Annotated in this window: 21 protein-coding genes, 2 tRNA genes and 2 CRISPR repeat arrays; of the genes, 15 read left to right on the top strand and 8 right to left on the bottom strand. The window is 60.1% G+C overall.

All coding sequences use genetic code 11. The features are described 5' to 3' along the window. Positions 1 to 48: 48 nt before the first annotated feature. From Mhypo_RS02380 to Mhypo_RS02400, 5 genes are all read right to left on the bottom strand, one after another. Positions 49 to 1,338, bottom strand: coding sequence for a cytochrome b (locus Mhypo_RS02380; RefSeq protein ID WP_119339757.1), 1,290 nt, complete (start codon positions 1,336 to 1,338; stop codon positions 49 to 51). A 9-nt stretch (positions 1,339 to 1,347) separates the two neighbouring features. After that, positions 1,348 to 1,992 carry a Rieske (2Fe-2S) protein gene (locus Mhypo_RS02385; RefSeq protein WP_119339758.1) on the bottom strand — a complete coding sequence of 215 codons (645 nt, stop codon included), beginning with the start codon at positions 1,990 to 1,992 and terminating at the stop codon, positions 1,348 to 1,350. A gap of 49 nt (positions 1,993 to 2,041) precedes the next feature. Next, positions 2,042 to 2,533, bottom strand: coding sequence for a cytochrome C (locus Mhypo_RS02390; protein ID WP_119339759.1), 492 nt, complete (start codon positions 2,531 to 2,533; stop codon positions 2,042 to 2,044). A 14-nt stretch (positions 2,534 to 2,547) separates the two neighbouring features. Beyond that, a complete protein-coding gene (locus tag Mhypo_RS02395) occupies positions 2,548 to 3,300 on the bottom strand; it encodes a c-type cytochrome (protein WP_119339760.1) in 753 nt (250 codons plus the stop codon). Between the two features lie 199 nt (positions 3,301 to 3,499). After that, entirely contained in the window at positions 3,500 to 4,267 is a 768-nt protein-coding gene (locus tag Mhypo_RS02400) for a sugar phosphate isomerase/epimerase family protein (protein WP_119339761.1), read from the bottom strand. Between the two features lie 539 nt (positions 4,268 to 4,806). Beyond that, positions 4,807 to 7,339: direct repeats of the CRISPR family, unit length 35 nt; unit sequence GTCGCAAAACCTTAGCCCCGAAAGGGGATTGCAAC. Positions 7,340 to 7,614: 275 nt separating this feature from the next. Here Mhypo_RS02400 and cas10 point away from each other — a divergent pair. The 11 genes from cas10 to cas2 all read left to right on the top strand — a co-directional run bounded on the left by cas10 (position 7,615) and on the right by cas2 (position 17,322). Next, positions 7,615 to 10,029 (top strand): type III-A CRISPR-associated protein Cas10/Csm1, encoded by a 2,415-nt coding sequence (gene cas10, locus Mhypo_RS02405; RefSeq protein WP_119339762.1) that lies wholly within the window; start codon positions 7,615 to 7,617, stop codon positions 10,027 to 10,029. A gap of 9 nt (positions 10,030 to 10,038) precedes the next feature. Further along, positions 10,039 to 10,521: a type III-A CRISPR-associated protein Csm2 gene (gene csm2 / locus Mhypo_RS02410; protein ID WP_119339763.1), complete on the top strand. Its 483-nt coding sequence runs from the start codon at positions 10,039 to 10,041 to the stop codon at positions 10,519 to 10,521. Then, positions 10,522 to 11,199 (top strand): type III-A CRISPR-associated RAMP protein Csm3, encoded by a 678-nt coding sequence (csm3, locus tag Mhypo_RS02415; RefSeq protein ID WP_119339764.1) that lies wholly within the window; start codon positions 10,522 to 10,524, stop codon positions 11,197 to 11,199. It abuts the gene before it with no gap. Further along, the gene (gene csm4 / locus Mhypo_RS02420) at positions 11,196 to 12,071 is read left to right on the top strand and encodes a type III-A CRISPR-associated RAMP protein Csm4 (RefSeq protein WP_119339765.1); all 876 of its coding nucleotides are present in this window, start codon (positions 11,196 to 11,198) and stop codon (positions 12,069 to 12,071) included. The genes csm3 and csm4 overlap by 4 nt, the downstream gene beginning before the upstream one ends. After that, entirely contained in the window at positions 12,068 to 13,213 is a 1,146-nt protein-coding gene (csm5, locus tag Mhypo_RS02425; RefSeq protein ID WP_119339766.1) for a type III-A CRISPR-associated RAMP protein Csm5, read from the top strand. Before csm4 ends, csm5 begins: the two co-directional genes overlap by 4 nt. Before the next feature lie 31 nt (positions 13,214 to 13,244). Beyond that, positions 13,245 to 13,370 (top strand): hypothetical protein, encoded by a 126-nt coding sequence (locus Mhypo_RS18715; RefSeq protein WP_276309734.1) that lies wholly within the window; start codon positions 13,245 to 13,247, stop codon positions 13,368 to 13,370. A gap of 2 nt (positions 13,371 to 13,372) precedes the next feature. After that, positions 13,373 to 13,744, top strand: coding sequence for a type II toxin-antitoxin system VapC family toxin (locus Mhypo_RS02430; RefSeq protein ID WP_119339767.1), 372 nt, complete (start codon positions 13,373 to 13,375; stop codon positions 13,742 to 13,744). Next, positions 13,741 to 14,529 (top strand): CRISPR-associated endoribonuclease Cas6, encoded by a 789-nt coding sequence (gene cas6, locus Mhypo_RS02435; RefSeq protein ID WP_119339768.1) that lies wholly within the window; start codon positions 13,741 to 13,743, stop codon positions 14,527 to 14,529. Before Mhypo_RS02430 ends, cas6 begins: the two co-directional genes overlap by 4 nt. Then, positions 14,483 to 15,946: a TIGR02710 family CRISPR-associated CARF protein gene (locus Mhypo_RS02440; protein WP_119339769.1), complete on the top strand. Its 1,464-nt coding sequence runs from the start codon at positions 14,483 to 14,485 to the stop codon at positions 15,944 to 15,946. The genes cas6 and Mhypo_RS02440 overlap by 47 nt, the downstream gene beginning before the upstream one ends. Next, positions 15,943 to 16,914, top strand: coding sequence for a CRISPR-associated endonuclease Cas1 (gene cas1 / locus Mhypo_RS02445; RefSeq protein ID WP_119339770.1), 972 nt, complete (start codon positions 15,943 to 15,945; stop codon positions 16,912 to 16,914). The genes Mhypo_RS02440 and cas1 overlap by 4 nt, the downstream gene beginning before the upstream one ends. A gap of 129 nt (positions 16,915 to 17,043) precedes the next feature. Further along, a complete protein-coding gene (cas2, locus tag Mhypo_RS02450; protein WP_119339771.1) occupies positions 17,044 to 17,322 on the top strand; it encodes a CRISPR-associated endonuclease Cas2 in 279 nt (92 codons plus the stop codon). 378 nt (positions 17,323 to 17,700) lie between these two features. Then, positions 17,701 to 18,258: direct repeats of the CRISPR family, unit length 35 nt; unit sequence GTCGCAAAACCTTAGCCCCGAAAGGGGATTGCAAC. Positions 18,259 to 18,313: 55 nt separating this feature from the next. Here cas2 and Mhypo_RS02455 read toward each other — a convergent pair. Next, positions 18,314 to 20,197, bottom strand: coding sequence for a hypothetical protein (locus tag Mhypo_RS02455; RefSeq protein WP_119339772.1), 1,884 nt, complete (start codon positions 20,195 to 20,197; stop codon positions 18,314 to 18,316). 15 nt (positions 20,198 to 20,212) lie between these two features. Further along, the gene (locus tag Mhypo_RS02460; protein ID WP_119339773.1) at positions 20,213 to 20,848 is read right to left on the bottom strand and encodes a roadblock/LC7 domain-containing protein; all 636 of its coding nucleotides are present in this window, start codon (positions 20,846 to 20,848) and stop codon (positions 20,213 to 20,215) included. Positions 20,849 to 20,975: 127 nt separating this feature from the next. On the opposite strand from Mhypo_RS02460, the gene Mhypo_RS02465 reads away from it, so the two are divergent. The 4 genes from Mhypo_RS02465 (at position 20,976) to Mhypo_RS02480 (ending at position 23,013) form a co-directional block, all read left to right on the top strand. Further along, a tRNA-Gln gene (locus tag Mhypo_RS02465) sits at positions 20,976 to 21,049 on the top strand. A gap of 74 nt (positions 21,050 to 21,123) precedes the next feature. Further along, positions 21,124 to 21,198: transfer RNA gene (locus tag Mhypo_RS02470), tRNA-Glu, on the top strand. Between the two features lie 77 nt (positions 21,199 to 21,275). Next, positions 21,276 to 22,376 (top strand): MFS transporter, encoded by a 1,101-nt coding sequence (locus Mhypo_RS02475; RefSeq protein WP_119339774.1) that lies wholly within the window; start codon positions 21,276 to 21,278, stop codon positions 22,374 to 22,376. Beyond that, positions 22,351 to 23,013: an HAD family hydrolase gene (locus tag Mhypo_RS02480; RefSeq protein WP_119339775.1), complete on the top strand. Its 663-nt coding sequence runs from the start codon at positions 22,351 to 22,353 to the stop codon at positions 23,011 to 23,013. The genes Mhypo_RS02475 and Mhypo_RS02480 overlap by 26 nt, the downstream gene beginning before the upstream one ends. Here the strand turns inward: Mhypo_RS02480 and Mhypo_RS02485 are convergent. Continuing rightward, a complete protein-coding gene (locus tag Mhypo_RS02485; protein ID WP_119339776.1) occupies positions 23,010 to 23,465 on the bottom strand; it encodes a methyltransferase family protein in 456 nt (151 codons plus the stop codon). The two genes, Mhypo_RS02480 and Mhypo_RS02485, sit on opposite strands and share 4 nt — an antisense overlap. Positions 23,466 to 23,729 lie beyond the last annotated feature (264 nt).

Raw genomic sequence — 23,729 nt, forward strand, 5'->3', positions numbered from 1 at the left:
TTATAGAGCCAGAAAGCGCCCCTTTGGGGCGCTTTCTGGCAGGGGTGTTCAATCGTCGGCGGCGGAGCCTTTGCCGATGAGCTTAACCTCGACCTCCTGGTTCCAGTCCTTGCCGTAGACCGCCTTCATGATGATGTACGAGACTACCCCGGTGATGACGGGCACGATGAAGACCAGTACCCACAGCAGGCCGTTGGAGAGGCTTAGGTCTACCTTGTACCCGGCCAGGGTGCTCATGATGTAAAACATCAGCATCCCGATCACAAAGCTGGTGCGGAAGGGGTGCTGGCTGGGGAGCTCGAGGTAGCGCTGCTTGTCCTTGGCGTAGTCCAGGAAGGGAATCGCCAGCGCCCCCAGGATGATGATGGTGGGCACCAGAATGCCCCCCCAGAACTGCGGGCCAAAGGTAGCCCCCAGAAACTCAAAGCGCCAGTTGGCGGGAATAATCTGCAAAATCCCATAAATCCACATGAAGTACCAGTCGGGCTTCACCGGCGGGGTGTTGGCGGTAGGGGGGCCAAAGGCCTGCACCGGGTGGGCCAGGAAAGCCCCGGCGATGAAGGTAGTGACTGCTATGTAAACCAGGAACAGAATGCCCATCATGGCCGCCTGCTGCGGGAAGAGCGGCACCCCCACAATCTTGCCCGGGGCGACCTTCTCGGCGTACTTGGGCTGGGTGTGCTTCTGCTTGATCATGATGGTCAGGTGGGCACCGATCAGCCCGATCAGGGCCAGCGGTAGCCACAGCACGTGGATGGGGAAGAGCCGGGGGATGGTCTGGGCGTTGGTGGGCGAAAGTTCGCCCGCAAAGAGAATGTCCGAAAGAAGCTTGCCTACCCAGGGGGCCGCGGCTCCAATCTCGTAGCCAATCTTGGTGGCGGTGAGGGCGTAGTTGTCAAAGGGCAGGGCGTAGCCGGTAAAAGCGGTGATGATGGAAAGCACCAGCAAAAACACCCCCACAATCCAGTTCAGCTCGCGGGGGTTCTTGTAGGCCCCGGTCAGATGGATGCGCAGCATGTGCAAAAAGGCCGCAGCAATCATGATGTGGGCGGCCCAGTGGTGCAGCGAGCGCAGCACCGCCCCAAACGGCAGCGAGTCGATGTAGAGAATCGAATAGTAGGCGGCCGGTACTTCTTGCCCCCCGGAGAGCGAGCCCGAGACCGGGCGGATGGAAGGCTCGTAGTTGAGGGTCAGGAAAATGCCGGTGAGCACCAGGGTGATAAAGGAAAAGAGGGTAATCTCGCCCAGAAAGAACGAGTGGTGCACCGGGAAGGCCTTGCGGAAAGCCTTGGCATAAAGCTTTCCAATGCTCAAGCGATCGTCTAGCCACTGATACATACTTCCTCCCTAGACATCGACCCCTGGCTTACCCAAAAACTCGCCCGCCACCACTACCTTGCCCCCTTCGACCTTGATGGGCAGTTGGGGAACGGGGGCGGGTACAGGTCCACCTACCACCTTGGCCTGGTTATAGATGTCGTACTTACCACCGTGGCAGGGGCAAAGCCAGGTGTCGTTTTGCCACTGGCTGACGGTGCAGCCGAGGTGTTTGCATACCGCCGAGTAGGCCAGCACCCCCTCGGGCGAGGCATACTGCTTGGTTTCGGGGCTCATTTTGGCCGGGTCGGCCAGAATCACCATTATGGTGTTGGTGATCAGGTCTTTTTTGACTACATTCTCGGGGCTTTTGGGGAAAGCGATAATGAACGGTATTTTTTCGCCTTGCGCAGCCCGCAGGTCGTCCAGGGTGATCTCCTGTTCGGCCTTGGGGCCGGTGGCAAATACCAGAATGTCGCCTGCGGCCACGGGTTCTTTACTGGGAATCTTTTCCTCGCGCGGTACCAGGCCCGCCCCCACCCACAGGGTGGAAAGTACCGCAGCACCCGCGCTTACCCCGATGGCTGCCTGCAGAATGGCCCGACGGGTGGCTTGGGCCTGCGGGTCTTCGGGGTGGTGCTCGTGGTGATGGGCTGTGGCTTCGTGATCAGCCATTCTTAACTCCTCCAATTCGCAGTTGTTTCAAGCTTCAGGTTTGCTGTGGTCACCAGGGGAAGTCGCCTTTTTCGTCCTCGGCCAGGACTTCCTCTTGCATAAAGAATTTTTTGTAGATGGCAATCAAGACCGCGAGGATGAGCATCATTGCGCCAAAAACCCCTGCTTGTAAGGTGGTGGCGTTGTAGTAGCCCGTCTCGGGGTTATTGGCAAAGACCAGGGTGCGCACAAAGAAGCCCGAAAGCACCACCAGCAGGATAGAGAGTACTACCCCCGCCACCATGGGCAGGCTGCTGGGTTCGGGGTCGTGCATGCCGGGGCGCAGTTCGGAGCCCTCGAGCCAGTTGCTCAAGAGCCCGATGAAGCCATAGGTGAAGAGCACGATGGCGAAGGCAATCAGCCCAATGTTACCCACGGTGAGGTGAGGCACGACCCCGGCCTCGTGGACGACCCGCATCTGGTTGTTCAGGTAGGCCATCAGAAACAGGGCCGCCGAAAAAACCAGGGCAAAGTAGGGCACTACGGTGTCATTCCGATACATGTCCCCTCCAGGGCTTAGCGGGCCGCCTTGAACTCATCGGGCGTCACCCCGCCGAACTTGTTGCTCCAGCTGTTCCTGATGTAAGTAGCCACCCCGGCCAGCTCCTCGTCGGAAAGCTGGGCAAAAGCGGGCATCCCGCCCTTACCCTTGAGCAGGATGTTGATGGTGTAGGCCTTGTCGGCCACGTTTTTGCTGCCATCCAGGGCAGGGAAGACCCCCGGCAGCCCCTTGCCGGTGGCCTGGTGGCAGCCGGCGCAGTTGGCGCTGTAAACCGCCTCGCCCTTGGTTTTGAGGGCTTCGTCTACCGCGGCGGCGGCGCCCCCGTCGTCGCCCCCATGCGCTGCGGCCTCGGCGGCGGGCGGCTTGGCCACTTCCTCGAGGGTCTTATTGGTGACGCCGGTGGCGGCAAAGAAGAGCCACACCCCACCCAGGATGACCGCGGTGGCAATGGCGGCCCCCAGCCCCGGGAAGCGTTCGCGGGTGGGCTTGACATCCGGGTCGGCAACCCGCAGGGTTACGTCCAGGGTGCCCGAAACCTCCTTGCCTTCCTCGAGGCCCTGCAGCAGCACCCCCGGGGTGTTGGCCACCTTGAAGGGCACTTCCTTTACTTCTTTGGCCCCATTGGTGTAGTGGGTGACTACTCGAAGCAGGTGCTCCCCATCGCTTAGCGAGCGGGTGTCGTAGGTTACTTTGAAGGGGGGTTGGGTGAGCACCTGCACGGGCTCGGTGCCACCATCCAGATAGACTTCGATACGCTCAATTGGCATTGCTCGGTTCCTCCTGGCCAGACCTGCTTTGGGGGCCTGGGCACTGTTCCCAAGACTACCAGAAAATTAGGGGCTTATGCCCCTGTTGGTCAATCATAAAAACTTATTGTTGGGGCAAATGTCCCTAAAGCAAACTGTAACGATGAAAGATTGATGTCCTTACTACTTTGTTTGGAATGATTTTTATAAATATTCGAAATTAGTCCAAATTTTTGCCGAGCAATAAAGCTACGCTCTGGCGCACACCCGCTTCGCCGCCGGTGACCTCGAGGGTCGCCGTTCCTGCAAACCCTCCCAGCGCTTCCCGCACCCAGGCCCAGTCTACCGTCCCCATACCGCAGGGCAGATGCTCGTCCTGGTGGCCGTGGTTGTCGTGCAGGTGGAGATGAATCAAGCGGTGGCCCAGCAAGCGCTGGTATGTTTGCGGGCCGCTGGGGCCCTGCTGAATCTGGGCGTGCCCCACGTCCAGACAGAAGCCATAGCGTGGGTGGGCCTCCAGCAGGGCCAGCAGTTCGGCGGGTGTTTCGAGCAAATCGGTTTGGAACAGGCCCAGGTTTTCCAGCGCTACGGGAATGGCCAGTTCCAGTTTCTCCAGTGTGCTGTTTAGCAGCCGGTGGGCCTGGGCTACCGCCTCGGGCAACCGCAAGGGAACCAGGCCGGTGTGCAGCACGCCACATTCCGCCCCGATTTCGGCCCCAAACAGAATGGCCCGCTGGGTGCGCTCGAGGGAGAGCCGCTGCATTGGCGGCACCAGCGAGGCGATGTTCCAGTCCACAAACGGCAGGTGCAGCGTAAAGCCCACCCCGGCTGCCCGGCCCATCTCGGCCAGCTCGCGGGCCCCCGGAAGCCGGGGGTCCATCTCGTGCTGGTCATAGGTAATCTCCAGAAAAAGCCCAAGCTGGGCTGCCAGATCGAAAGATTTGGGGTAGCTGAGGCCAGCGGTAAGGGGGCTAAAACCTAGCTTCATACAAGGTGCGGTGCGGATTATACCCCTTTGACCTGGAGCGCATAGCGTTACGCAGTAGGGGTACTGGGCTTCTATTGTGTGAATGGCTGGTGCCGGCCCTCCTAGCAGCAACACCTCGCAAGACCACCCGAATCTCCTCGAGGCCCACGCCATGACCTACCCCCCCGTTACAACAGGCGTTATCCACCCTTTAGCCCCCACAAATGCTGTCGCAACCGCACCCCCTTGTTGCCCAAAGCGCACAAAAACGCCCATCGCCACACAATGGAAGCAACTTCCAAAAATGACCCATTATGTTTTGCACAAAATGCTATAATGCACATGTCGAGTTTTTCGACGGTGCTTCTTGAAAACCAGAATGTGCGATGAAAAAGGCAAACCCGCGCTATAAAAAATCCAAAAGTGCGGATTTGTAAGCATTCATCGCAAAAACGGCCATTTTCTACTCAGTTATCCACAGGCACCTGTGGATAACTCGCTTTTCTCATAAATACCCCCCTCCAGACCCCTGTACAGGACGAGGTTTAACGGGGTATGCTGTCGCAAAACCTTAGCCCCGAAAGGGGATTGCAACCGGGTTATCGTTTTTGCCTGCAAGCGCCAGAATACTATGTCGCAAAACCTTAGCCCCGAAAGGGGATTGCAACAACACTCGACGGATGGACCCCTTGGCCACAACCCCGTGTCGCAAAACCTTAGCCCCGAAAGGGGATTGCAACCTGGGTAGGGGTCAGGTTTCGGGCATAAATACGATCAAGGGTCGCAAAACCTTAGCCCCGAAAGGGGATTGCAACTCTCCCCATACCCACCCCTCGCGGGGCAGGATGCCTTGGTCGCAAAACCTTAGCCCCGAAAGGGGATTGCAACAGGAAAACGGCACGGTGCCTAAACGCACGCTCCGAGTCGCAAAACCTTAGCCCCGAAAGGGGATTGCAACCTTGAGTGCCGCGATATTTTTTGCACTACCCCTTGCACATGTCGCAAAACCTTAGCCCCGAAAGGGGATTGCAACCTTGAGTGCCGCGATATTTTTTGCACTACCCCTTGCACATGTCGCAAAACCTTAGCCCCGAAAGGGGATTGCAACCACCTCCACGGCCAGTTCGGGTTGGCCGTGGTCGGGAGTCGCAAAACCTTAGCCCCGAAAGGGGATTGCAACACTCTGGAAAGAAGGGTTTCTGTGTAAGCCTTAATGTCGCAAAACCTTAGCCCCGAAAGGGGATTGCAACGTCACGGGGGGGGTCCCTGCGCACGCGTGTCGGGGCTTGTGTCGCAAAACCTTAGCCCCGAAAGGGGATTGCAACTATTGCCTATTGCCTATTCATTCCATGCGCTCACCTGTCGCAAAACCTTAGCCCCGAAAGGGGATTGCAACCCGGAGCAACCGGAGCCGGAGCCTGAGCCTGAGCCTGAGCGTCGCAAAACCTTAGCCCCGAAAGGGGATTGCAACATGGCCTGGATGTGGGGGTGCGCACGCTTAGCCCACAGCCGAGGTCGCAAAACCTTAGCCCCGAAAGGGGATTGCAACCAGTCCTTGTAAAGCAGTTGCCCATCTGGGCCAAAGAGTCGCAAAACCTTAGCCCCGAAAGGGGATTGCAACACGAGATTTTCCGGCTTGTCTTGAGGCGGGTAGCCCAGCAGTCGCAAAACCTTAGCCCCGAAAGGGGATTGCAACGGTGTACTCGCACTCATCACAGGTCACGAATTCATCGTCGCAAAACCTTAGCCCCGAAAGGGGATTGCAACTGGGCGATATGGGACAGCGACCTTGAGGGCTTGACAGCACTTGTCGCAAAACCTTAGCCCCGAAAGGGGATTGCAACTCCAATAGGCGGTTCACCAAGCCTTCCTTATCGTCAAGTCGCAAAACCTTAGCCCCGAAAGGGGATTGCAACCCGCCACACGCAACCTTGAGGGCCTGATAAATCATCTGTCGCAAAACCTTAGCCCCGAAAGGGGATTGCAACGCCGAGAGCTGGGCAGGAGACCTTTTTGTTCGTAACAAGTCGCAAAACCTTAGCCCCGAAAGGGGATTGCAACGCCAGCCAGGACCCCACCGCGTCGTTTTCCACGTACACGGTCGCAAAACCTTAGCCCCGAAAGGGGATTGCAACTAGTCACCGATAGGACTGCTGTCACCTCCCTTACTTTGAGGTCGCAAAACCTTAGCCCCGAAAGGGGATTGCAACAGAACCACATGCCGTTTCGAGGCCAGACCGAGAAAGAGGGGTGGGTCGCAAAACCTTAGCCCCGAAAGGGGATTGCAACTCGTTCTGAACGAGAACCTGAACGAGAACCACATGTCGCAAAACCTTAGCCCCGAAAGGGGATTGCAACTCAACTTTACCCCTAGCGGCCTCGAGGACACCAAGGACTTGAGTCGCAAAACCTTAGCCCCGAAAGGGGATTGCAACAAGGAGGAAGATGATGGATAGAATCGAAGTGCAGAAGGTCGCAAAACCTTAGCCCCGAAAGGGGATTGCAACGCCGAAAATCGTCATGGGGGATACTCATATCCCCCTGCACGTCGCAAAACCTTAGCCCCGAAAGGGGATTGCAACACCATTGACAGCGACCCCATCCTGCGCACCGCCCTCGTCGCAAAACCTTAGCCCCGAAAGGGGATTGCAACGAGTACCATTTGACGCTTTCTCGCTTGTATTTTCCGGTCGCAAAACCTTAGCCCCGAAAGGGGATTGCAACCTCGAGCAGCAAAAACTATTTCGACCACACCGGCGATGCGTCGCAAAACCTTAGCCCCGAAAGGGGATTGCAACGTGAAGAGGCTGAAATGGGTCGGGGTTTCCTTTTCCTTTGTCGCAAAACCTTAGCCCCGAAAGGGGATTGCAACACAGGGTGGAGCTTGCCGTTTGCTTGAATCTTCCCTACCGTCGCAAAACCTTAGCCCCGAAAGGGGATTGCAACTCTACCTACGCGCTACGCGCGCGGTAGGCCCAAAGCCCTGTCGCAAAACCTTAGCCCCGAAAGGGGATTGCAACACCAGCGATACCCTATCGCTCCTGTCGAATTTTCCGAAGTCGCAAAACCTTAGCCCCGAAAGGGGATTGCAACTTGAGGTGCACAGGGTCTTGTGCGTGTTGAAAAATTCAACAATAGGAGCGCTTGGGCGGCATTGAGTGGCTCATGTGTTTGTGCTTTTGTTGGTGTGGCTTACCCCAAGGCCAAAAGCCGGGGTCTTCTGGGGTCTCGAGCATGAGCAACCTTACCGCTCTCGCCCAGCGGCAAGCCCTGCCCTGTTCTCAGAGTGTCAACTAGCAAATATAAAAGTAAACTGCTGTGACAAAATACCCAGCTAGTTGAAAGGTAAGTGCTATAAATGTTCCAGAATGGACTCAAACACTCCAAATAAACTTGCGCTGGCAGGGCTTCTGCACGACCTGGGCAAGGTTTACCAGCGGGCTTATTGGGGGCAGCCGCCTGAGGGCGTTTCGGACTGGAGCCACCCGGCCTATACCGAGTGGGCCATTCGCAAATGGAAACGGCTTTTTTCCGACAACGAATGGCTGGCCCTGACAGCAGCCCGCCACCACGAGGGCTGGCGGGAAAAGCCTCAGTGGCAGCCCCAGACTCCGGAGCAGTGGTGCGTGGCCCTGGCCGATACCTATGCCTCAAAAGAGCGTAGGGAAGTGGACGAGAAGGGTGGGCATCCTACAGCAACCCCTCTCGAGCCGGTACTGGCAGGCTTGCGGGTGCAAGAGGCGTATGGCCAGCGGGGTTGGGGCTACAGCATGGTGCGGGCCAGCCAGGAAGTGGGCCAGAAACCGGGCGAAGCCTACCCAGAGGCAAAGCCCAACATTTCGGGCGACACCTACTGGCGTGTGGCCGAGCGGCTCGAGGCGCGTCTGGCGGAGCTGGACAAGCTCAACCTGAACCTTGGGGCTTTAGTATCTAACCTGCAGGGCATTTTTCAAGAGCTTTTGTGGAACGTGCCCTCGGACACCCAAGGTGAACCGGACGTTTCCCTTTACGACCACCTGCGCCTCACCGGGGCCATTGCGGCGGCGCTTTGGGCTTATCACGGAGGGTCGCCGAGCATCGAAGACCTTCGGGACGAGAGCCCCGAAAAGTTCTTGCTGGTGCTGGGTGATCTGGGGGGCATCCAGAGCCACATTTACCGCATCCAAGGGGCCCAGACCGGGGTGGGCGGCCTTGCCAAACGGCTTCGGGCGCGCAGCCTCGAGGTCTCCCTGGCTGCCGAGGCTATGGGCCTGGAACTCCTGCGGCGCACCGGCTTGACCCCTTTACAGCGCATCATGAGCGCAGGGGGCAAGTTCTACCTGCTTTTGCCCAATACCCCAGAAGTTCAGCAGGCCCTAACCGAGGTGCGCCGGGACTGGGAAGAATGGGCCTTGCGGCAAGGAGCTACTTTGCTACCTTTCCTGGCTGCGCATGCTTTTGCCCCGGCAGGCTTTAAGGCCTTTAGCCAGGTGCTTCTGGAAGCCCACCGCAAGCTGGCCGAAGCCAAGCTCAACCCGCTCTCCAGCCGTTTGGATACGCCCTATCTGAGCGCGGGGGGCGTCAGCCTGCGCCCCTGCCAGGCCTGTGGGGCGCGCTCGGCGCGGTCAGCTACCGAATCGCTTTGCCGTGAGTGCGAGCGCGACGGGCATATTGGCCGCCTCCTCCCCAAGCGATCGGCAGTCGGGTTTTTCCCTCAGGATGCACCCAAGCCCCACTACCGCTTTCCCGGCCTGCAGGTAGCGCTGGAGGGTTCTAGCGATCACACCCTGCGCACCCGCCTCGACTTCACGCCTGCGCCTCATCCCTGGGAGGTGCGGCTTCTGGCCGGGCATATCCCCACCCTAAAAGACGCCCTGGGCACGGGGCGATGGCGCGACCTGAACGAGTACCAGGCCTGGGCTAAGGAACAGAAGCTCTGGGAGGAGGAGGAAGGCGGGCGCGAAGCCAGCGACCCCCTCACCCTGGCCGAGCTGGCCGAGTTCTCTACCGGGGCCAAGTACCTGGGGGCCCTGATGCTCGATGCCGACCGCATGGGCGAGGCCTTTGCCACCGGCTTTGTGGATGAAAAGGGCCAAGACCACAGCAGCCCCAGCCGCATGGCCAGCCTGTCGCGGATGCTCGAGCTTTTCTTCGCGGGCGAGGTGCTGGAGCTGATCAAGAACCCCAAAACCTACCAACATCGCCTGGGCTGGGATGGGCTAAAAGCTAAAGAAAAGGCTGAGCGTTATCCCCTCATCTACTCGGTCTATGCCGGGGGCGACGACCTCTTCTTGCTGGGGCCGTGGGATGTGCTCTTGGAGTTTGCCCTGGATCTGGAAGCCCTCTATCGCCAGTTTACCCAGCACCCCCTTCTCACCCTCTCGGGCGGCTTTGTGCTGGTAAATCCCTCGCTGCCCATTCCCCTGTTGGCCGAAGCGGTGCAGGAGGCCGAAAAGGCTGCAAAAGCCGCCGGGCGCGACCGGCTCCACCTGTTCGGCCAGAGCGTTCCCTGGGCCGAAATGCGCAGTCTGGTGCCCTGGGTGCGCGACTTCCAGCGCCACCTGAACGCCGAGAGCAAGGCGGGCTTGAGCAGTGCCCTGGCTTACCGGCTGCTTCGGCTGTGGCGGCAGCACCAGCAAGGCGACCCGGCCCAGCAAATGCGCTACAAGCCGCTTTTGGCTTATACCTTGCGCGAGCGTAGCGAGGAAATACGCCAGCACTACCTACAACTAGCCGACCATACCCATACGGCCTGGGCGCACCTGCCGGTGTGGGTGCAGTGGGGGCTTTATTTGGAGCGATAAGGAGGAGATATGGAGTTCTTTGAAAACCTGGAGAAAGGTGTTTACAGGAAGGGGCTTTTTGACGAGGAGGCCAAACGTTGGGCGCAGGAACTGAGGAACGAGGGCCAGGGTCAAGACAAACTTAAGTCGAGCCAGTTCCGTAACTATTTCCACGAGTTCCGCAGGCTCGAGGACACCTTCGAGCGTTACAAGCGCGAGGTTGGGGGCGATGAGGCGCTGGCCTGGAGTCGGCTCACCTCCCAAATCGAGCTGCTGAGGGCAAAGTTGGCCTATGGGGGGCGCTCAAACGGCGGTCCTCTGCAAAAGCTTCCCAAGTTCCGGGAGAAGATGGACGAACTCTTATCAGATGCTAAGAGAAGCTCCAAGCACTTCGCCGTGGTCATGTTGTTTTTGGAGGCAGTATTGGCCTATTTCTACGGTCTGGAAGGAGAGCGTGGGGGCGAAGCTGCATCCCGTAGTCCAGAGCGGCCTGCTCAGGGGAGGAGGTACTAAATGAAATTACTCGGCTATAAGCGTATCTACGGCATCATCCGGCTCAAAAGCGGGCTGCGGATTGGCATGAGCAAAGACCAGATGGCAATTGGGGACGTGGACAACCCGGTAATTCGCAACCCCCTCACCGACGAGCCCTACATTCCCGGTTCTTCGCTCAAGGGGAAGATGCGGTATTTGCTAGAGTGGCATCTGGGGGGGGACTACATCTCCCGTTCGACCGAGAAACATGTCTACGTGCCTGACGACCCGAAAGATCCGGTTGGGCGTATCTTTGGTAGTGCGCCTAGTAACGAGTCCCAGCGCCGAATTGCCCAAGAGCGCGGCCCCACACGCCTGCTGGTGCGCGACGCCTACCTGACCCCAGACTCCAAGAAAGCCCTGGAGTCCATGACCGCCAGGGGCGGCTACCTGACCGAGGTCAAGCAGGAAGTCTTTATTCCCCGCATCGGGGGTAACGCCAACCCCCGTACCGCCGAGCGCGTGCCTGCTGGGGCCGAGTTTGCTTTCGAGATCGTCTACCGGGTGATGGACACCGGCGACGGCGGCCAGACCGACCGAGAGAACTTCAAGCACGTACAAAAGGCCCTCGAGCTTCTGCAACTCGATGGGCTGGGGGGCTACATCAGCCGGGGCTATGGGCAGGTAGAACTCGACTACCGGGTTGAGGAAAAATGAGGGTCAAAGCTTTTCACCTGGCGCTGGGGAGCATCAGCGCCCCGCCCAGTGCCCCTACTCTGTGGGGCCACCTGGCCTGGTGGGTGCGCTACACGCAGGGGGAAGCGGCGCTAATAGAGTGGCTCGAGGCCTTCCGTCACGACCCGCCCTTTCTCATCTCCTCGGCCTTTCCCAGGGGCTATCTGCCCCGTCCCCTGCTGCCCCAGCTCCAAGAGAGCGATACAGAACGGCGCAAAACACTCAAGGGTATCCGCTACCTGAGCCTCGAGACCTTCGGGCAGGTGATTCAGAAAGGCGAGCAAGCCTTGCTGGAATCGCCGGAACTCAAAGAGAAGAAGGCTCCCATGGTGACCCTCGCCACCCAGACCCGAGTGGGCATCAACCGTACTACCGGCACCGCCCAGGAGGGCATCCTGTTTACCGACCGGGTGCACTGGCTGGGCGAGCGGGAATGGACGGTGTACGTGCAGCTTCGGCGAGAGGCCGACTATTTGGCGGAAGCCCTGGCGCACATTGGTACCTTTGGTTACGGTGGTAAGGCCAGTGTGGGCCTGGGGCGCTTTGAGGTGGTGGATACCCAGGAGATGGACTTACCCGAGGCCCCCAGCCCCACCCACTACGTCACCCTTTCCCCCACCTTGCCTAAAGGTGAGGGGTACTGGGCCCTGGAAACCTACTGGGGCCGCCTGGGGGGGCACTATGCCCAGGCCGAGACCCCCTTCAAGCGCCCCTATTTGCGGGCCAAAGAGGGCAGTGTCTTTCGGGAGCAACCCACCGCGGGCCTTCTGGACGTGACCCCTGAGCCCGCTCCGGAGGGCGGGGTAAAGATTTGGGAGTACCTGTATGCCTTTCCGCTGGGGGTGCGGATATGAGCTTTCTGGAGAGCTACCGCTTAGAACTCGAGACCTTGGGCCCCATTCACGTAGGCACCGGGGAGGCTTTTCCGGCCTACAGTTACCTGGTAGACGAGACCAAGAAGGAAGCCCTGATCCTGGACGCGGGGCGGCTCTTGGAGCTTCTGAGCGAAACCCAGCAAAAGAACTACCTCGAGGCCGTTTCCCAAGGCCCCAAGCAGGCCCAACAGACCCTGCGCTCTTTGTGGGCCAGCGGCCATCTGGACCCCACGCCGGCCACCCTCCGCCGGGTAGCGGCCAGCCAGGCGTTCATCAACACCGTCAAGAACGCTACGGATGCCGCAGGCCTGGAGTTCCGCCCCCTTCCCAGAAGCCCTCGGGGGCCCTACCTTCCGGGTTCGTCCATCAAAGGCGCGCTGCGCACGGCATGGCTGTTCAAGCGACTGCTGACACAGAAACAAGACGTAGAACACAAGGAGGCCTGGAGCTGGGGAGCCAAAGCCCCGAGTGGGGAGTGGCCCCTGATACACCCACCAAAGAACATAAGCCCCAGTGTTGCCCAGGGTTTTGAGGCGTTGGTGTTGGATTATGCCTATACCAACAACCAAGGCCGCCAACAGCTAAACCTCCACCGCGACCCCTTCCGGCAGGTGCGCGTGGGGGACGGTGAACCCAGCGACAACCTGCTGCTCAACCGCATCGGGGTGTTCCACCCCAGAGGCAGCATGGACGGCACGGTGCTGCTGGCCGAGACCTTCCGCAGCAAGACCCAGCTACGAGCCACCCTGCGCCTACACGCGGGTTTGGCCCAGCAAAGGCACAAGGACACGGTTTCCCACGCCATTTCTGCCCAAGCGCTGGCCGAGGCCTGCTGGGAGTATTACCAGGAAGTAGCGGCTAGGGAGGAGGAATTTGCAAAGAAACACGGTTTGAATACCACTTTGCAGACCTACAAGGAACTCGAGCAACGCCTTCAGGCCGACCCCCAAGCCTTCCCCCTGCGCATTGGCTTTGGCAGCGGGCGCATGTCCATCCGGCTGGCGCTCCTGCTCGATGGGGAGGAGGGTCAAGAGCCCAAAACCCGTAAGACCGCTGGCCACACCAACCCCAAAGACGGCTTCCCTCTGGGCTGGGCCATTGCCCGCCTCGAGCCTTACTAAAACCTTGCTTGCGCCAACCTATACTAAACCCATGGCCCTGACCGTCCAAAACCTCGAGGTCGAGCGCCTTCCCGGCGAGGCCATCGAGGAGTTTCTGCGTGATATGCAAGACCTACTGCCCAAGGGCCGCCGTCCTGCTAGAGAAGAGGGGGTTTGACGGTGCTGGATAGCTTGGTGCTGCTGCACCCTCTCTTCCGCGGGTCAGGCTATCAGGAGGTTTCGCGCAAGCTCAACGGCGCTTATCGGCTTTTGGTAGGGGCTCCGACCCTGCCAGAAACAGCTATAGTTCCGATTCGTTGGGAGGGTGACACAGAGCTACTCCTGTTGAAAGACTTATTGCGTCGCCGCCGGCAAGAAGCAGTGCCTTTTGCTAAGGAACATTACCACGAAGCCCACGCGGCCTTCCGGCGCTCTGGCACGGGCCGCCCCGCGGCCCGCAACTCTGGCGACTGCCTGAGCTGCGCGGTGGCCAAGGTAAGCGGCCTGCCCCTGGCCTGCGTGGGCGACTTCGCCCAGACCGACCTGTCATGATTCTCGCGGCCCTCGTCCTCCCCTTAGAAGGCCCCGCCCGCCCCGACCCCGACGGCTGGCGCGGCCTGGTGTACGGCATGCTCAAGGAAATAGACCCCGAACTGCACGCGGCTCAGTCCAACCCTTTCAGCCTGGGGCTAGGTGGGGCCGAGGGGCAGTGGTGGGTTCGGATTGGCCTTCTGGATGAGGGGCTGTATGCCCGGCTCTCGCCCCGCTTGTTTGGCCTGGTGGGCCAGAGCGTCAAGTTGAAGGCGTCCTTCAGGGTTAAGGCTGTGTTGCAGGAAGAGCACCCCTGGGCCGGCGTGAGCACCTATTCCCGGCTTTTCCAGGGGCAGGCTTCGGCCAGCCTGGGCCTGCACTTTGCCAGCCCCACCTTCTTCCGCCGCAAGGGAAACAGCTACCCCCTGCCCGAGCCCAGGCTGGTTTTTGAATCGCTCACCCAGCGCTGGAACGCCTTTGCCCCGGTCAAAGTACCCCCCGAACTGGCCGAAACCTGGGAGCGGGCGACCATTACCCACCTCCAGGGCCACACCCAGGCTATCCGGCCCAACTCAGACGAACGGGGGGTGGGCTTTGTGGGCCGGGTGGTGTATCACCTGCCCGCTGCCAAGCCCACCGAGGCCCAGTGGATGCAGGCTTTGGGGCGGTTCGCTTTTTATGCCGGGGTGGGGGCCAAGACCAGCCTGGGGTTTGGGCGGGTGCGGGGGTTTGACCCACTACGAGAAAAAAGGAGGTCTGATGAACCGGAACAAGGAGCGCTTACGGGAGCTTTGGGAGAAGTATAAGAGCCTTTTGGGTCAGAGCAACCCTCGAGTTGAGCTAACTCCCCAGGCAAAAGAAGCCCAGGAACTCTATAAAAACCAGATTTGGCCCCTGACAAAAGAGGGCTTTACAGATAAGGGTATACAGGATTACGCAGCTTCCTTTCATACTGTGGGAACTACTCCGGAGCCAGTTATCTTATCAGCGAAAGCCTTAAACGCCGAGAAAGTATATCTGTTGCATACTGCAGACACAGAGAGGCAGTGCAAAACAATCGAAACCGAGCTTGGATGGAGTGTTGATCGAATCAAAACTGTGTTGGTCAGCCGTAGTGACCCAGAGGACATCTACAGGCAAGTACGTCAAGTAGTGGATGGTCTATCACCCGGTGCAGCTCTCGCTTTTGATCCCACAGGGGGTACCAAAGCGATGGTTGCAGGGTTGGCCATGTTTGCCTTTTCGCTGGCGGAGGAAGGTCGAACCTCGCATGTGTACTACGTAGATAACGAAGAGTACGACGATCAGCTTCGCCGCCCGGTAGCAGGAACAGAGTTCTTGAAACGCCTCGAGAACCCCCGCGAGGTAATACCCGATTGGCTCTACTACCGTGCTAGAGAAGCGTATTCACAAGGCGATTTCTCGCGAGCAAAACAGAATTTTAACCATGCGGCAGAGCGAGAAGGTAGGGCACACAGCCTCGAGGCGGTTTTGTCGGAAGCTTATGAATCCATAGACACTGCACAGTTTGTGCCAGCAAAAACAAAGCTAGAAGAGCTGCTCAATCTTTTACAAAGGCATCCATATAAACAAAGCCCCCTCGCCAAGTACACCGATGCTATGGGCGCTCAAAAGGAGGGGCTCGAGGCTATTATTCAGCTTACAGCTACGCTGTCTGGAAAAGAACGAAGTATAGCTCTACTTGCGGAACCGATCATGGTAGCCTGGACGTTAGCAGCCCTCGAGTTTATGGCTGGACGAAGGCTAAAGGCGGGCCGTATCGCCGAAGCTGTGCTGCTGCGTTACCGGGCCCTCGAACTGTTTTTTCAACACCGACTTGCGCACAGGAACTTCGATACTGCAAAGCCAGACTTTGAGAAGTTATGCACTGAGCTCAATACGACCCTCGAGGCTCTCGATGAGAGGTACCAAGATGAACGTAAAGCTGCAGGGGCAAAGCCAGATGAGGGGTTGGAGCAAAAAAGCGCTGTAGACTTCACCACCGCTTTCTTTTTACTCCGAGCCCTTGGAGACAAGGCAGCATTGGCTGTAAATGCCAACAAAATTGTAGGTTTAGCCAAAGCTCGCAATAGCTCGGTTTTTGCCCACGGCTTTGAACCACCCAACGAAAACCTAGCGAAAAACTTAGCCCAAGCCCTGGAAGATTTGGAGCGGGAAGGAGAACTACCGAAGGTGGTGTTTGAACCAATCCCTCTTGCATGACCCTCCACCTCACCGAGCAGTCCTCCACCTTGCGCCTACGCCAGGGCCGCTTGCTGGTGGAACTGGACGAGCAAATCCTGGCCGAACTCCCCGCCCGCAAGGTGCGGGGGGTGGTGGTCTGGGGCAACGTGCGGCTGACCACCCCGGCGCTGGCCTTTTTGCTGCGCCAGGGCGTGCCGGTGCTCTACGCTACCCTGGACGGTCAGCTCTACGGCCAGGCCATAGCTCCGCTGGGCCATTCCCCCGAAGTGCTGCGGGCGCAGATGCAGGCTCAGCAAGCCCACCTTCCCCTGGCCAGGGGGTTTGTGGAGGGTAAGCTGCGCTCGGGGCTTTCGGTGCTGGAGCGCCTGGCCCGTCAGGTGCCTGTCGAGCCGTACCTTCAGGAGCTACACGCAGCCTTGATGGCCTTGCCCCAGGCGCCTCACCTCGAGGCCCTGCGGGGCGTGGAGGGCAACGCTGCTAGGGCCTACTTTGCCGGTTTGCAGGCGGTGCTCTCTCCCTATGGTTTTTCTGGACGCAACCGCCGCCCCCCCACCGATGCCGTGAACGCTTCACTTTCGTATGGCTACATGGTGCTTTTGGGTCGCGTCCTGCTGGCCTTGCACCTGGCGGGCCTGCACCCCGAGCTGGGCCTTTTGCATGCCGAGGGCCGCCGCGCCCCTGCCCTGGCCTTCGATCTGATGGAGGAGTTTCGGGTGCCGGTGGTGGATGCTGTGGTGGTAGGGGCCTTTTTGCGCGCCGAGCTAACCCCCGAAAAACACAGCGAAGCCCGCAATGGCGGGGTATACCTCAACGATGCTGGTCGCAAAACCTTGCTGCGCCTGCTGGAGACCCGCTTTGCCCAGGAGGCCCAGCACCCCAAGGGTTTTCGCAAACCCTACCAGCAACTTATCGAGACCCAGGCTGCCCGGCTCAAGGCGGCCATCCTGGATCGCGCTACCTACACGCCCTTCTACCTGTGGAGATAATACCAGATTCGGTTGATTCGTTACCGAACGGTAACGAATCAACCCGACCGAAGGGAGTGCTCTAGGATTCAAAAAGACAGCCTATGGGGTTTTTGGTTTTGTAAACTGTCTTTTTGAATCCGGTATAATATGCCCACCGACTCGCGCTTCTTCACCATTGCCTACGACATCCCCGACGATGGCCGCCGGGTTAAGGTGGCCAACACCCTCAAAAGTTTTGGCGAGCGGGTGCAGCTTTCGGTATTCGAGTGCTGGCTGAGCCCGGCCCAACTTGGCGAACTAAAGAAGCTACTGCAAAAGAAAGCGGAGCTCTCCCAGGACAGCATCCGCATCTACCCCATTGGGGGTACGGTAGAGGTACTGGGTACGGGCCGAATCATCGAAGACCCCGACTTCCTGATTCTCTAACCTGCGTTAAGCAAACCGTTACGCAGCCCCCAACCCCCAAAAAACCCGTCGCAACCGCACCCCCTTGTTGCCCAAAGCGCACAAAAGCGCCCATTGCCACACAATGGAAGCAACTTCCAAAAATGACCCATTATGTTTTGCGCAAAATGCTATAATGCACATGTCGAGCTTTTCGACGGTGCTTCTTGAAAACCAGAACGTGCGATGAAAAAGGCAAACCCGCGCTATAAAAAATCCAAAAGTGCGGATTTGTAAGCATTCATCGCAAAAACGGCCATTTTCTACTCAGTTATCCACAGGCACCTGTGGATAACTCGCTTTTCTCATAAATACCCCCCTCCAGACCCCTGTACAGGACAAGGTTTAACGGGGTATGCTGTCGCAAAACCTTAGCCCCGAAAGGGGATTGCAACAGGGGCGCTGGCTGGTGCCCCAGCAGGCGGATTACTGTCGCAAAACCTTAGCCCCGAAAGGGGATTGCAACTGGAGTAGGAAATGGCTTTGCGACGGGCCAGTTCTGCCGAGTCGCAAAACCTTAGCCCCGAAAGGGGATTGCAACGGGATTTCGCGCAATTCCTCGGCGGTAAAATGGCACTTTTGTCGCAAAACCTTAGCCCCGAAAGGGGATTGCAACCCTGGATTGCGGTGGTAAAGAGCCTTGCCTTGTGGTCGTCGAGTCGCAAAACCTTAGCCCCGAAAGGGGATTGCAACTTAGCCAAACGGCTAAGGACACGACCATCGGTAGCTGGGTTCGTCGCAAAACCTTAGCCCCGAAAGGGGATTGCAACTGCGCTGCCCGTACCACGCTCGCCAATCTGGGGAAAACCGCGTCGCAAAACCTTAGCCCCGAAAGGGGATTGCAACAACAACACATCCAACTGCGAGCGACGCGCACCCGCCAGTCGCAAAACCTTAGCCCCGAAAGGGGATAGGTAGCACAAACCCCCGGTGTGGGCCGGGGGTTTTGTTGTGCTGGGACTATCGGCTTACTCTAAAACTCTTCGTCCCACTCCACGATGGTCTCGCTGGTCAGGCCGGGGTTGGGTTTGGCGGCGGTGCTTGCTGCGGTAGCGGCGGCTGCGGTTTGAGGAACGGTGGGGTTGCGTGAGCGCCGCAGAGGTGTGCGCTGGTTTTGTAGCAGGCCAAACTGGGCGGCGATGCCCCGCAGGCCAATGGTGGCAAAAATAATCACCAAAAACACCGTAAGTCCCCAGAACAACTGCGCTACCAGGTTTTGCTGGATGGAAAGGTTGGTGAGGACACCCAGGAAAGGCAACCGCCCGTAGCGAGAGTCGGAAAGAATAGAACCGATGTAAGAAAGACCTTCCATCATGGCCGGGAGCAGCAGGAAGAAGAAGGCCAGCCCCAGGAAACGCCAGTACATATTGCGCCCCCCAAAGGTGAGGGTTAGCAGATACAGCGGAAAGAAGGCCAGCATCCCCGCCAGGATGAACAGAAAAGCCCTGGGGATGCCCAGGATGGTTTGCAGCAGCCAGACCTGCACGTCGTGGAAGGTACCCAGGCTTTGGCCCTCCAGGGCCAGGCCGTTCTCGAGCAACTCCCCCGAGAGCACCGTAAAGTCGCTGGTACGCAGGCCCACCGCATTTTCGGCCAGGGCAAAGACCCGGCTGGTGCGCTGGGCCAGCTCGGGTCGCAGGGCCTCGACCAAGGGTTCAATGGCGGTTTTGTAACGGGCATTCACCTGGGCCAGGGTACGGCGGGCGGTGTCGCTCTGGCCGGTCTCGGCCTGGGCCTGGGCCTCCAGCAGGCGACCGCGCACCTCGAGCAAGGCCCGCTTCCAGTCGTCGATGCTGTAGATGCCCGCTCCCGAGAGGCTATCCGCGATCCGCTCCACTTTGCGGCTATCCCTGATCAGGAAGCGCAGGTCGGCCAGCAACTGCTGGTAGGCGTCGGTGGGTATGGGGGCCGCCGCTTGAACCGGGCGTGGCGCAGGGGCAGGTTTGGGCGTAACGGGGGCCACAGGGCGGGCGGCAGGCTTGGCTGGGGGTTGGGCTGCTGCGGCCCTGGCCGGGGTTACCTCCCTGGGCGCCGGGGGAGTGCGGGGGGCTTCTAGGCGAACCCCCCCAGCAGCGGGGGGGTTTTGGGCAGTGGTGGTGGGGTTACTTCGCCGCTGGCTTTGTGGGGCCGAGGCAGCTTTCAGAAAGTTCTGGGCCTGGCTGATGAGCCCTTGTACATCGGTTTTGAAGAGGTTCAGGTTGCCGCTGGAGAGCTTGCCCAGGGCATCCACGAACCCCTTGGCCGTGAGGCCGCGGGCGCGGGGGGAGTCCTGCACAATCAGGTAAAGGGCATAGGCCCGGGTGGCCTCGAGGTAGGCCTGCACGGCGCTGGTCTGGGCCTGGGCCCGCTGGAGGGCGTTGGTAATGCCCTGGGCGTAGGTGCGCTCGAACAGGCGACGCAGGCCGTCGAGGTTGTTGGCGGCGGCCAGGGTCTGGGCCTGGGCTTGCAGGCTATTGGGCAGCCCGCTGGCCGAGAGCACCTTGGGCAGCAGGCGGCTGGCATCGGCGCTGTTGCCGGCTGTGAGGGCGCTGAAGTAGTTGTCGTAGAGGGCCTTGCCCATAATGGCCTTGATGATCTGGATGCGGGCCTCGAGGTCGGTGTTGCTGCGGCGGGCCAGGGCCTGGCGGGCATCGGACAGCGACTGCAAAATCCCGTCGCGCAGGACCGGGGCGAGGTCGCCTGCCCCTTTGCGGAAGTCGTCCTCGGCTTTGGACAAAAGCTCTAAGGCCCGCGCAGGGTTGCTGTTTTGCAGCGAACGCACCTGATCCAGCGTGGGCGCGAGCTGGTCGTACAAGGTGATAGCCGGGGCGGCCCAGGCCACGCTCCACAGAGCGAGTATGGCAAACCAACGCTTCATCGTCATAACCTCCTACTAACGCTCTCCCACCTGGATGGCTTCGATTTTGCTCATTCGGTATAGCAATTGCCCCAGATTGGTATCTTTGCGTGTGAGCACAGCCAGGTAGCCACGGTCAAGCGGGCGTAGTACCAGCTGAGCCTCTGCGAACACAGTGTAAAACACCTTGTAACTCCCTTTACGGTCAAGTAACCGATGCACGGTACTCAACAAGGCCACCAGGCTATCGTTATGCACTCCCAGCCGACATTCCTGCCCGTGAACTGAATCCAGCACCACCGCCAGTACCCCCTCCCCCCGGGCCAGATCCAGCACCAGGGCCTGGCGGTCTTGCTCGCGTTCTAGGTCAACGTACTCGGTCAGGTCGGTGGTCTCGAGGGTGGGCCGGGTGGAGTTGCGCACCACCTCGACGCTGGCGGTCTGGGCTTTGAGTTGCCGCACCAGCTTTTGCAGGTCGGGTATCAGGCCGCTTACCGGGAGCACGCCGGTCAGCTCGCGCTGCAAGGGCCCCTCAAGCAGCTCTGCCCAACTGCGGGGCCCCAGCAAATCCGGCGACTGCCCCCGCAGGGCCCGCTTAAGCAGGTTGTGGGCGGCCACTGGGGAGATTACCCGCGACAGGGCCTCGATAATTTTCTGCTCGGTATCGTTCAACTATGCCCTCCAGGGGTGTTTATGGGCCGAAACACACAAGGCCTGTGGAAGATTATAGTGAAGCCCTTGTCAAAACCAGGGTCATCTAGTACCATACCCGTTGCCTGCTTGAACAGGCTCCGCGTTTTGGGGCATCGTCTAACGGCAGGACTACGGATTCTGGCTCCGTCAATCGTGGTTCGAATCCACGTGCCCCAGCCAGATTTATCTTGAAGAGCTGCTACCCAATGCGCCCTGACCTAAGCGCCAAGCAGCACCTCGAGATAAACCCAACTGGCCCCATCGACTAGCGGTTAGGTCACCGCCCTTTCAAGGCGGCGGCAGGGGTTCGAATCCCCTTGGGGTCACCAGAAAACCCTCGGTCTGTGCCGGGGGTTTTAGTTTTGAGGGTCTACAGGCTGTTGTCGGCCTGGGTTTTTGCCTGTTTATGAGTCCGCCCATTCATCCTTTGGCCCGCACGCGCCTTACCTGGGGCAGTGCCCTGGGCCTGTTCATGACCGGGGCCATTGGGGCGTCGGTGGGGGCGGTCATTCCGCAGTGGCAGGCCGAGTTTGGTGTGGGCCCGGAGCTGGCCTGGTACTTCAACCTTTTTTTTGTGGGGGCTTTGCTGGGTATCTTTTTGGGCAGCCGGATGCGCCGCCGCCACCCCTGGCTTCCCCTGGCCCTGCTGGCCGAGGGGCTGGGACTGCTGCTCATTGCCCTGACCCCCCAGATGGGCGGGGTGTTTGGGGCTGCCTTGGTGATGGGCCTGGGGGTGGCGGTGGCCAACTTTCATTGCAATGCGCTTCCGCTCGAGCTCTACCCCAAAGGCCAACTGGTTGTGCTTTACCGGGTCAACACCGCGTTTGGGGTGGGGGCGGTGCTGGCCCCTTTGCTGATGGTGGGGTTGCCCTGGCGCTGGGGCTATGGGGTGCTGGCCCTGGTGGCCCTGGTGGCAGCGGGATTGCTGTGGAAAACGCCGGCGGCTCGAGCGCGCACCGAGGCCCCCGAGGCCCGGCAGTCGTGGGGTTTGCTGCCCTTCGTGCTGCTGGCGGCGGTGTCGTATGTGGCGGTGGAGCTGGTGGTCTCGAGCTTCTCCGGGGTCTACCTGCGCCACCTGGGCTACGACCCCCGCTGGCTGGGGGTGCTGCTCTCGTTGTACTGGGTGGCCCTCACCCTGGGGCGCTGGTTGCTGGCCGATTTTGTAGCGGCCAGACCCCTGGCCCGGCTGGTTGGGCTGCAGCTGGGGGCGGTGCTGGTGGCGCTGTGCTACCTGGTGCCTCCTTTGGCCTGGCTCTTTCCGCTGGTGGGGTTCTGGGTAGCCCCCACCTTTCCCACCCTGTATGCCTTTACCGAGCGCACCATTGGCTACGGGGGGCTGGCTTTTTTGTTCTACGCCGCGGCAGTGGGAAGCAACCTGGTTCCGGCGGCTTTTGCCCTGCTGCCCCGGGAGGCCCTGGCCCCGGGTATGCTGCTGGTGGTGGGCTGGATGGCCGCCATGACCTACCTGCTCTGGAGAAAGAGTGAAACTCAAAGCCCTGTTATTTGACCTGGACGGCACCCTGGCCGACACCGACCGCCTGCACGAGCAGGCCTGGCTCGAGGGCCTGGCCCGCTACGGCATCCAGGCCGACCACCACTACTACCAGACCCAGATCAGCGGGGGCCTGAACCCCGAGATTGTGCGGCGCATACTGCCCCAGCTCTCCGAGGCCGAGGGCGAGACCTTTTTGACGCAAAAGGAGGCCCGCTTCCGCGAGCTGGCCGCGGGGGTTAGGCCGCTGCCGGGGTTGCGTGAGCTATGGAACTGGGCCCAGAACCGGGGTTTACGGCGGGCGCTGGTGAGCAACGCGCCCAGGGTGAATGCCCTGTTTATGCTCGAGCGGCTCGAGCTCAGTTTCGACTGCGTGGTGCTGTCGGAAGAGCTGCCCGCCGGTAAGCCCGACCCGCTGCCGTACCGCAGGGCGCTCGAGCTACTCGGGCTAAGCCCGGACGAGGCCCTGGCCTTCGAGGACTCCCCCTCGGGCGTGCGGTCTGCCGTGGGGGCCGGTATCCGCGCCGTGGCCCTGACTACCGGACACCGGCCCGAGGCCCTGGAGCAGGCCGGGGCCTTCCTCAGCATCGCCAATTTCACCGACCCGCGCCTTTGGGGCTGGCTGCAAAACCACCACCCAACCGCGCCCTAGTAAATCCAGGGGATTAGCTTTTTGACCCGGCCCCGGTAGCTTTGGTAGTCGGGGTAGCGCTCTTCCAGAAAGCGCTCCTCGAGGCCTGCCTTGCGGTCGAGCAAACCGAACAAAAGCCCGCTCAACAGCAGCGTCCAGGGGTTAAGGTGCGTCAGGCTGCTCCCAATGGCCCACAGCAGCACCCCGCAGTAGATGGGGTGCCGCACCACCCGGTAGAGCCCTGTTTGTACCAGGTAGCCCTCGGGCCTGGGCTTGGGCAGGGCGGTCAGGTTGCGCCCGAGTTGCCACGCCGCCAGGAGCAGCACCAGGAGCCCCCCCCAGGCCAGCCCCTGCCCCAACCCGGTAAGCCAGGGCGGGCTAAAAGAAGGTGTGAACCACAAAGCCAGCCCCAGCAGGCCCAGCAGGCCAAACTGTCCCACCACGTACCATTCACCCCGCTCGCCGAAGCGCATGGGGATAGGATACCGGGATTACCTTGCTGGGGCGACTTCAGCCTGGAGATTGACCTGGACACGCTGGTAGTAGCGCCCAACCTGCTGACCAACCCCCTCGAGCGCCAGCGCTACCCGATACCGGATTCAAAAAGACAGTTCACAAAACCAAAAAACCCATAGGTTGTCTTTTTGAATCCTAGAGCACACCCCTCCCTTGAGTACCGGCGCTAGCCGGGGGCCGATGGCCCTTCACTGTCGGTCGGCGAAGAAAGCGTCTCCCTT

The organism is Meiothermus hypogaeus (genome assembly GCF_003574035.1).
Classification (GTDB): Bacteria; Deinococcota; Deinococci; order Deinococcales; family Thermaceae; genus Meiothermus; species Meiothermus hypogaeus.

Excerpts from the sequence above, each read along its gene's own strand:
- Mhypo_RS02380 (WP_119339757.1), bottom strand. The coding sequence starts at position 1,338 with ATGTATCAGTGGCTAGACGATCGCTTGAGCATTGGAAAGCTTTATGCC.
- Mhypo_RS02385 (WP_119339758.1), bottom strand. The coding sequence starts at position 1,992 with ATGGCTGATCACGAAGCCACAGCCCATCACCACGAGCACCACCCCGAA.
- Mhypo_RS02390 (WP_119339759.1), bottom strand. The coding sequence starts at position 2,533 with ATGTATCGGAATGACACCGTAGTGCCCTACTTTGCCCTGGTTTTTTCG.
- Mhypo_RS02395 (WP_119339760.1), bottom strand. The coding sequence starts at position 3,300 with ATGCCAATTGAGCGTATCGAAGTCTATCTGGATGGTGGCACCGAGCCC.
- Mhypo_RS02400 (WP_119339761.1), bottom strand. The coding sequence starts at position 4,267 with ATGAAGCTAGGTTTTAGCCCCCTTACCGCTGGCCTCAGCTACCCCAAA.
- cas10 (WP_119339762.1), top strand. The coding sequence starts at position 7,615 with ATGGACTCAAACACTCCAAATAAACTTGCGCTGGCAGGGCTTCTGCAC.
- csm2 (WP_119339763.1), top strand. The coding sequence starts at position 10,039 with ATGGAGTTCTTTGAAAACCTGGAGAAAGGTGTTTACAGGAAGGGGCTT.
- csm3 (WP_119339764.1), top strand. The coding sequence starts at position 10,522 with ATGAAATTACTCGGCTATAAGCGTATCTACGGCATCATCCGGCTCAAA.
- csm4 (WP_119339765.1), top strand. The coding sequence starts at position 11,196 with ATGAGGGTCAAAGCTTTTCACCTGGCGCTGGGGAGCATCAGCGCCCCG.
- csm5 (WP_119339766.1), top strand. The coding sequence starts at position 12,068 with ATGAGCTTTCTGGAGAGCTACCGCTTAGAACTCGAGACCTTGGGCCCC.
- Mhypo_RS18715 (WP_276309734.1), top strand. The coding sequence starts at position 13,245 with ATGGCCCTGACCGTCCAAAACCTCGAGGTCGAGCGCCTTCCCGGCGAG.
- cas6 (WP_119339768.1), top strand. The coding sequence starts at position 13,741 with ATGATTCTCGCGGCCCTCGTCCTCCCCTTAGAAGGCCCCGCCCGCCCC.
- Mhypo_RS02440 (WP_119339769.1), top strand. The coding sequence starts at position 14,483 with ATGAACCGGAACAAGGAGCGCTTACGGGAGCTTTGGGAGAAGTATAAG.
- cas1 (WP_119339770.1), top strand. The coding sequence starts at position 15,943 with ATGACCCTCCACCTCACCGAGCAGTCCTCCACCTTGCGCCTACGCCAG.
- cas2 (WP_119339771.1), top strand. The coding sequence starts at position 17,044 with ATGCCCACCGACTCGCGCTTCTTCACCATTGCCTACGACATCCCCGAC.
- Mhypo_RS02455 (WP_119339772.1), bottom strand. The coding sequence starts at position 20,197 with ATGAAGCGTTGGTTTGCCATACTCGCTCTGTGGAGCGTGGCCTGGGCC.
- Mhypo_RS02475 (WP_119339774.1), top strand. The coding sequence starts at position 21,276 with ATGAGTCCGCCCATTCATCCTTTGGCCCGCACGCGCCTTACCTGGGGC.
- Mhypo_RS02485 (WP_119339776.1), bottom strand. The coding sequence starts at position 23,465 with ATGCGCTTCGGCGAGCGGGGTGAATGGTACGTGGTGGGACAGTTTGGC.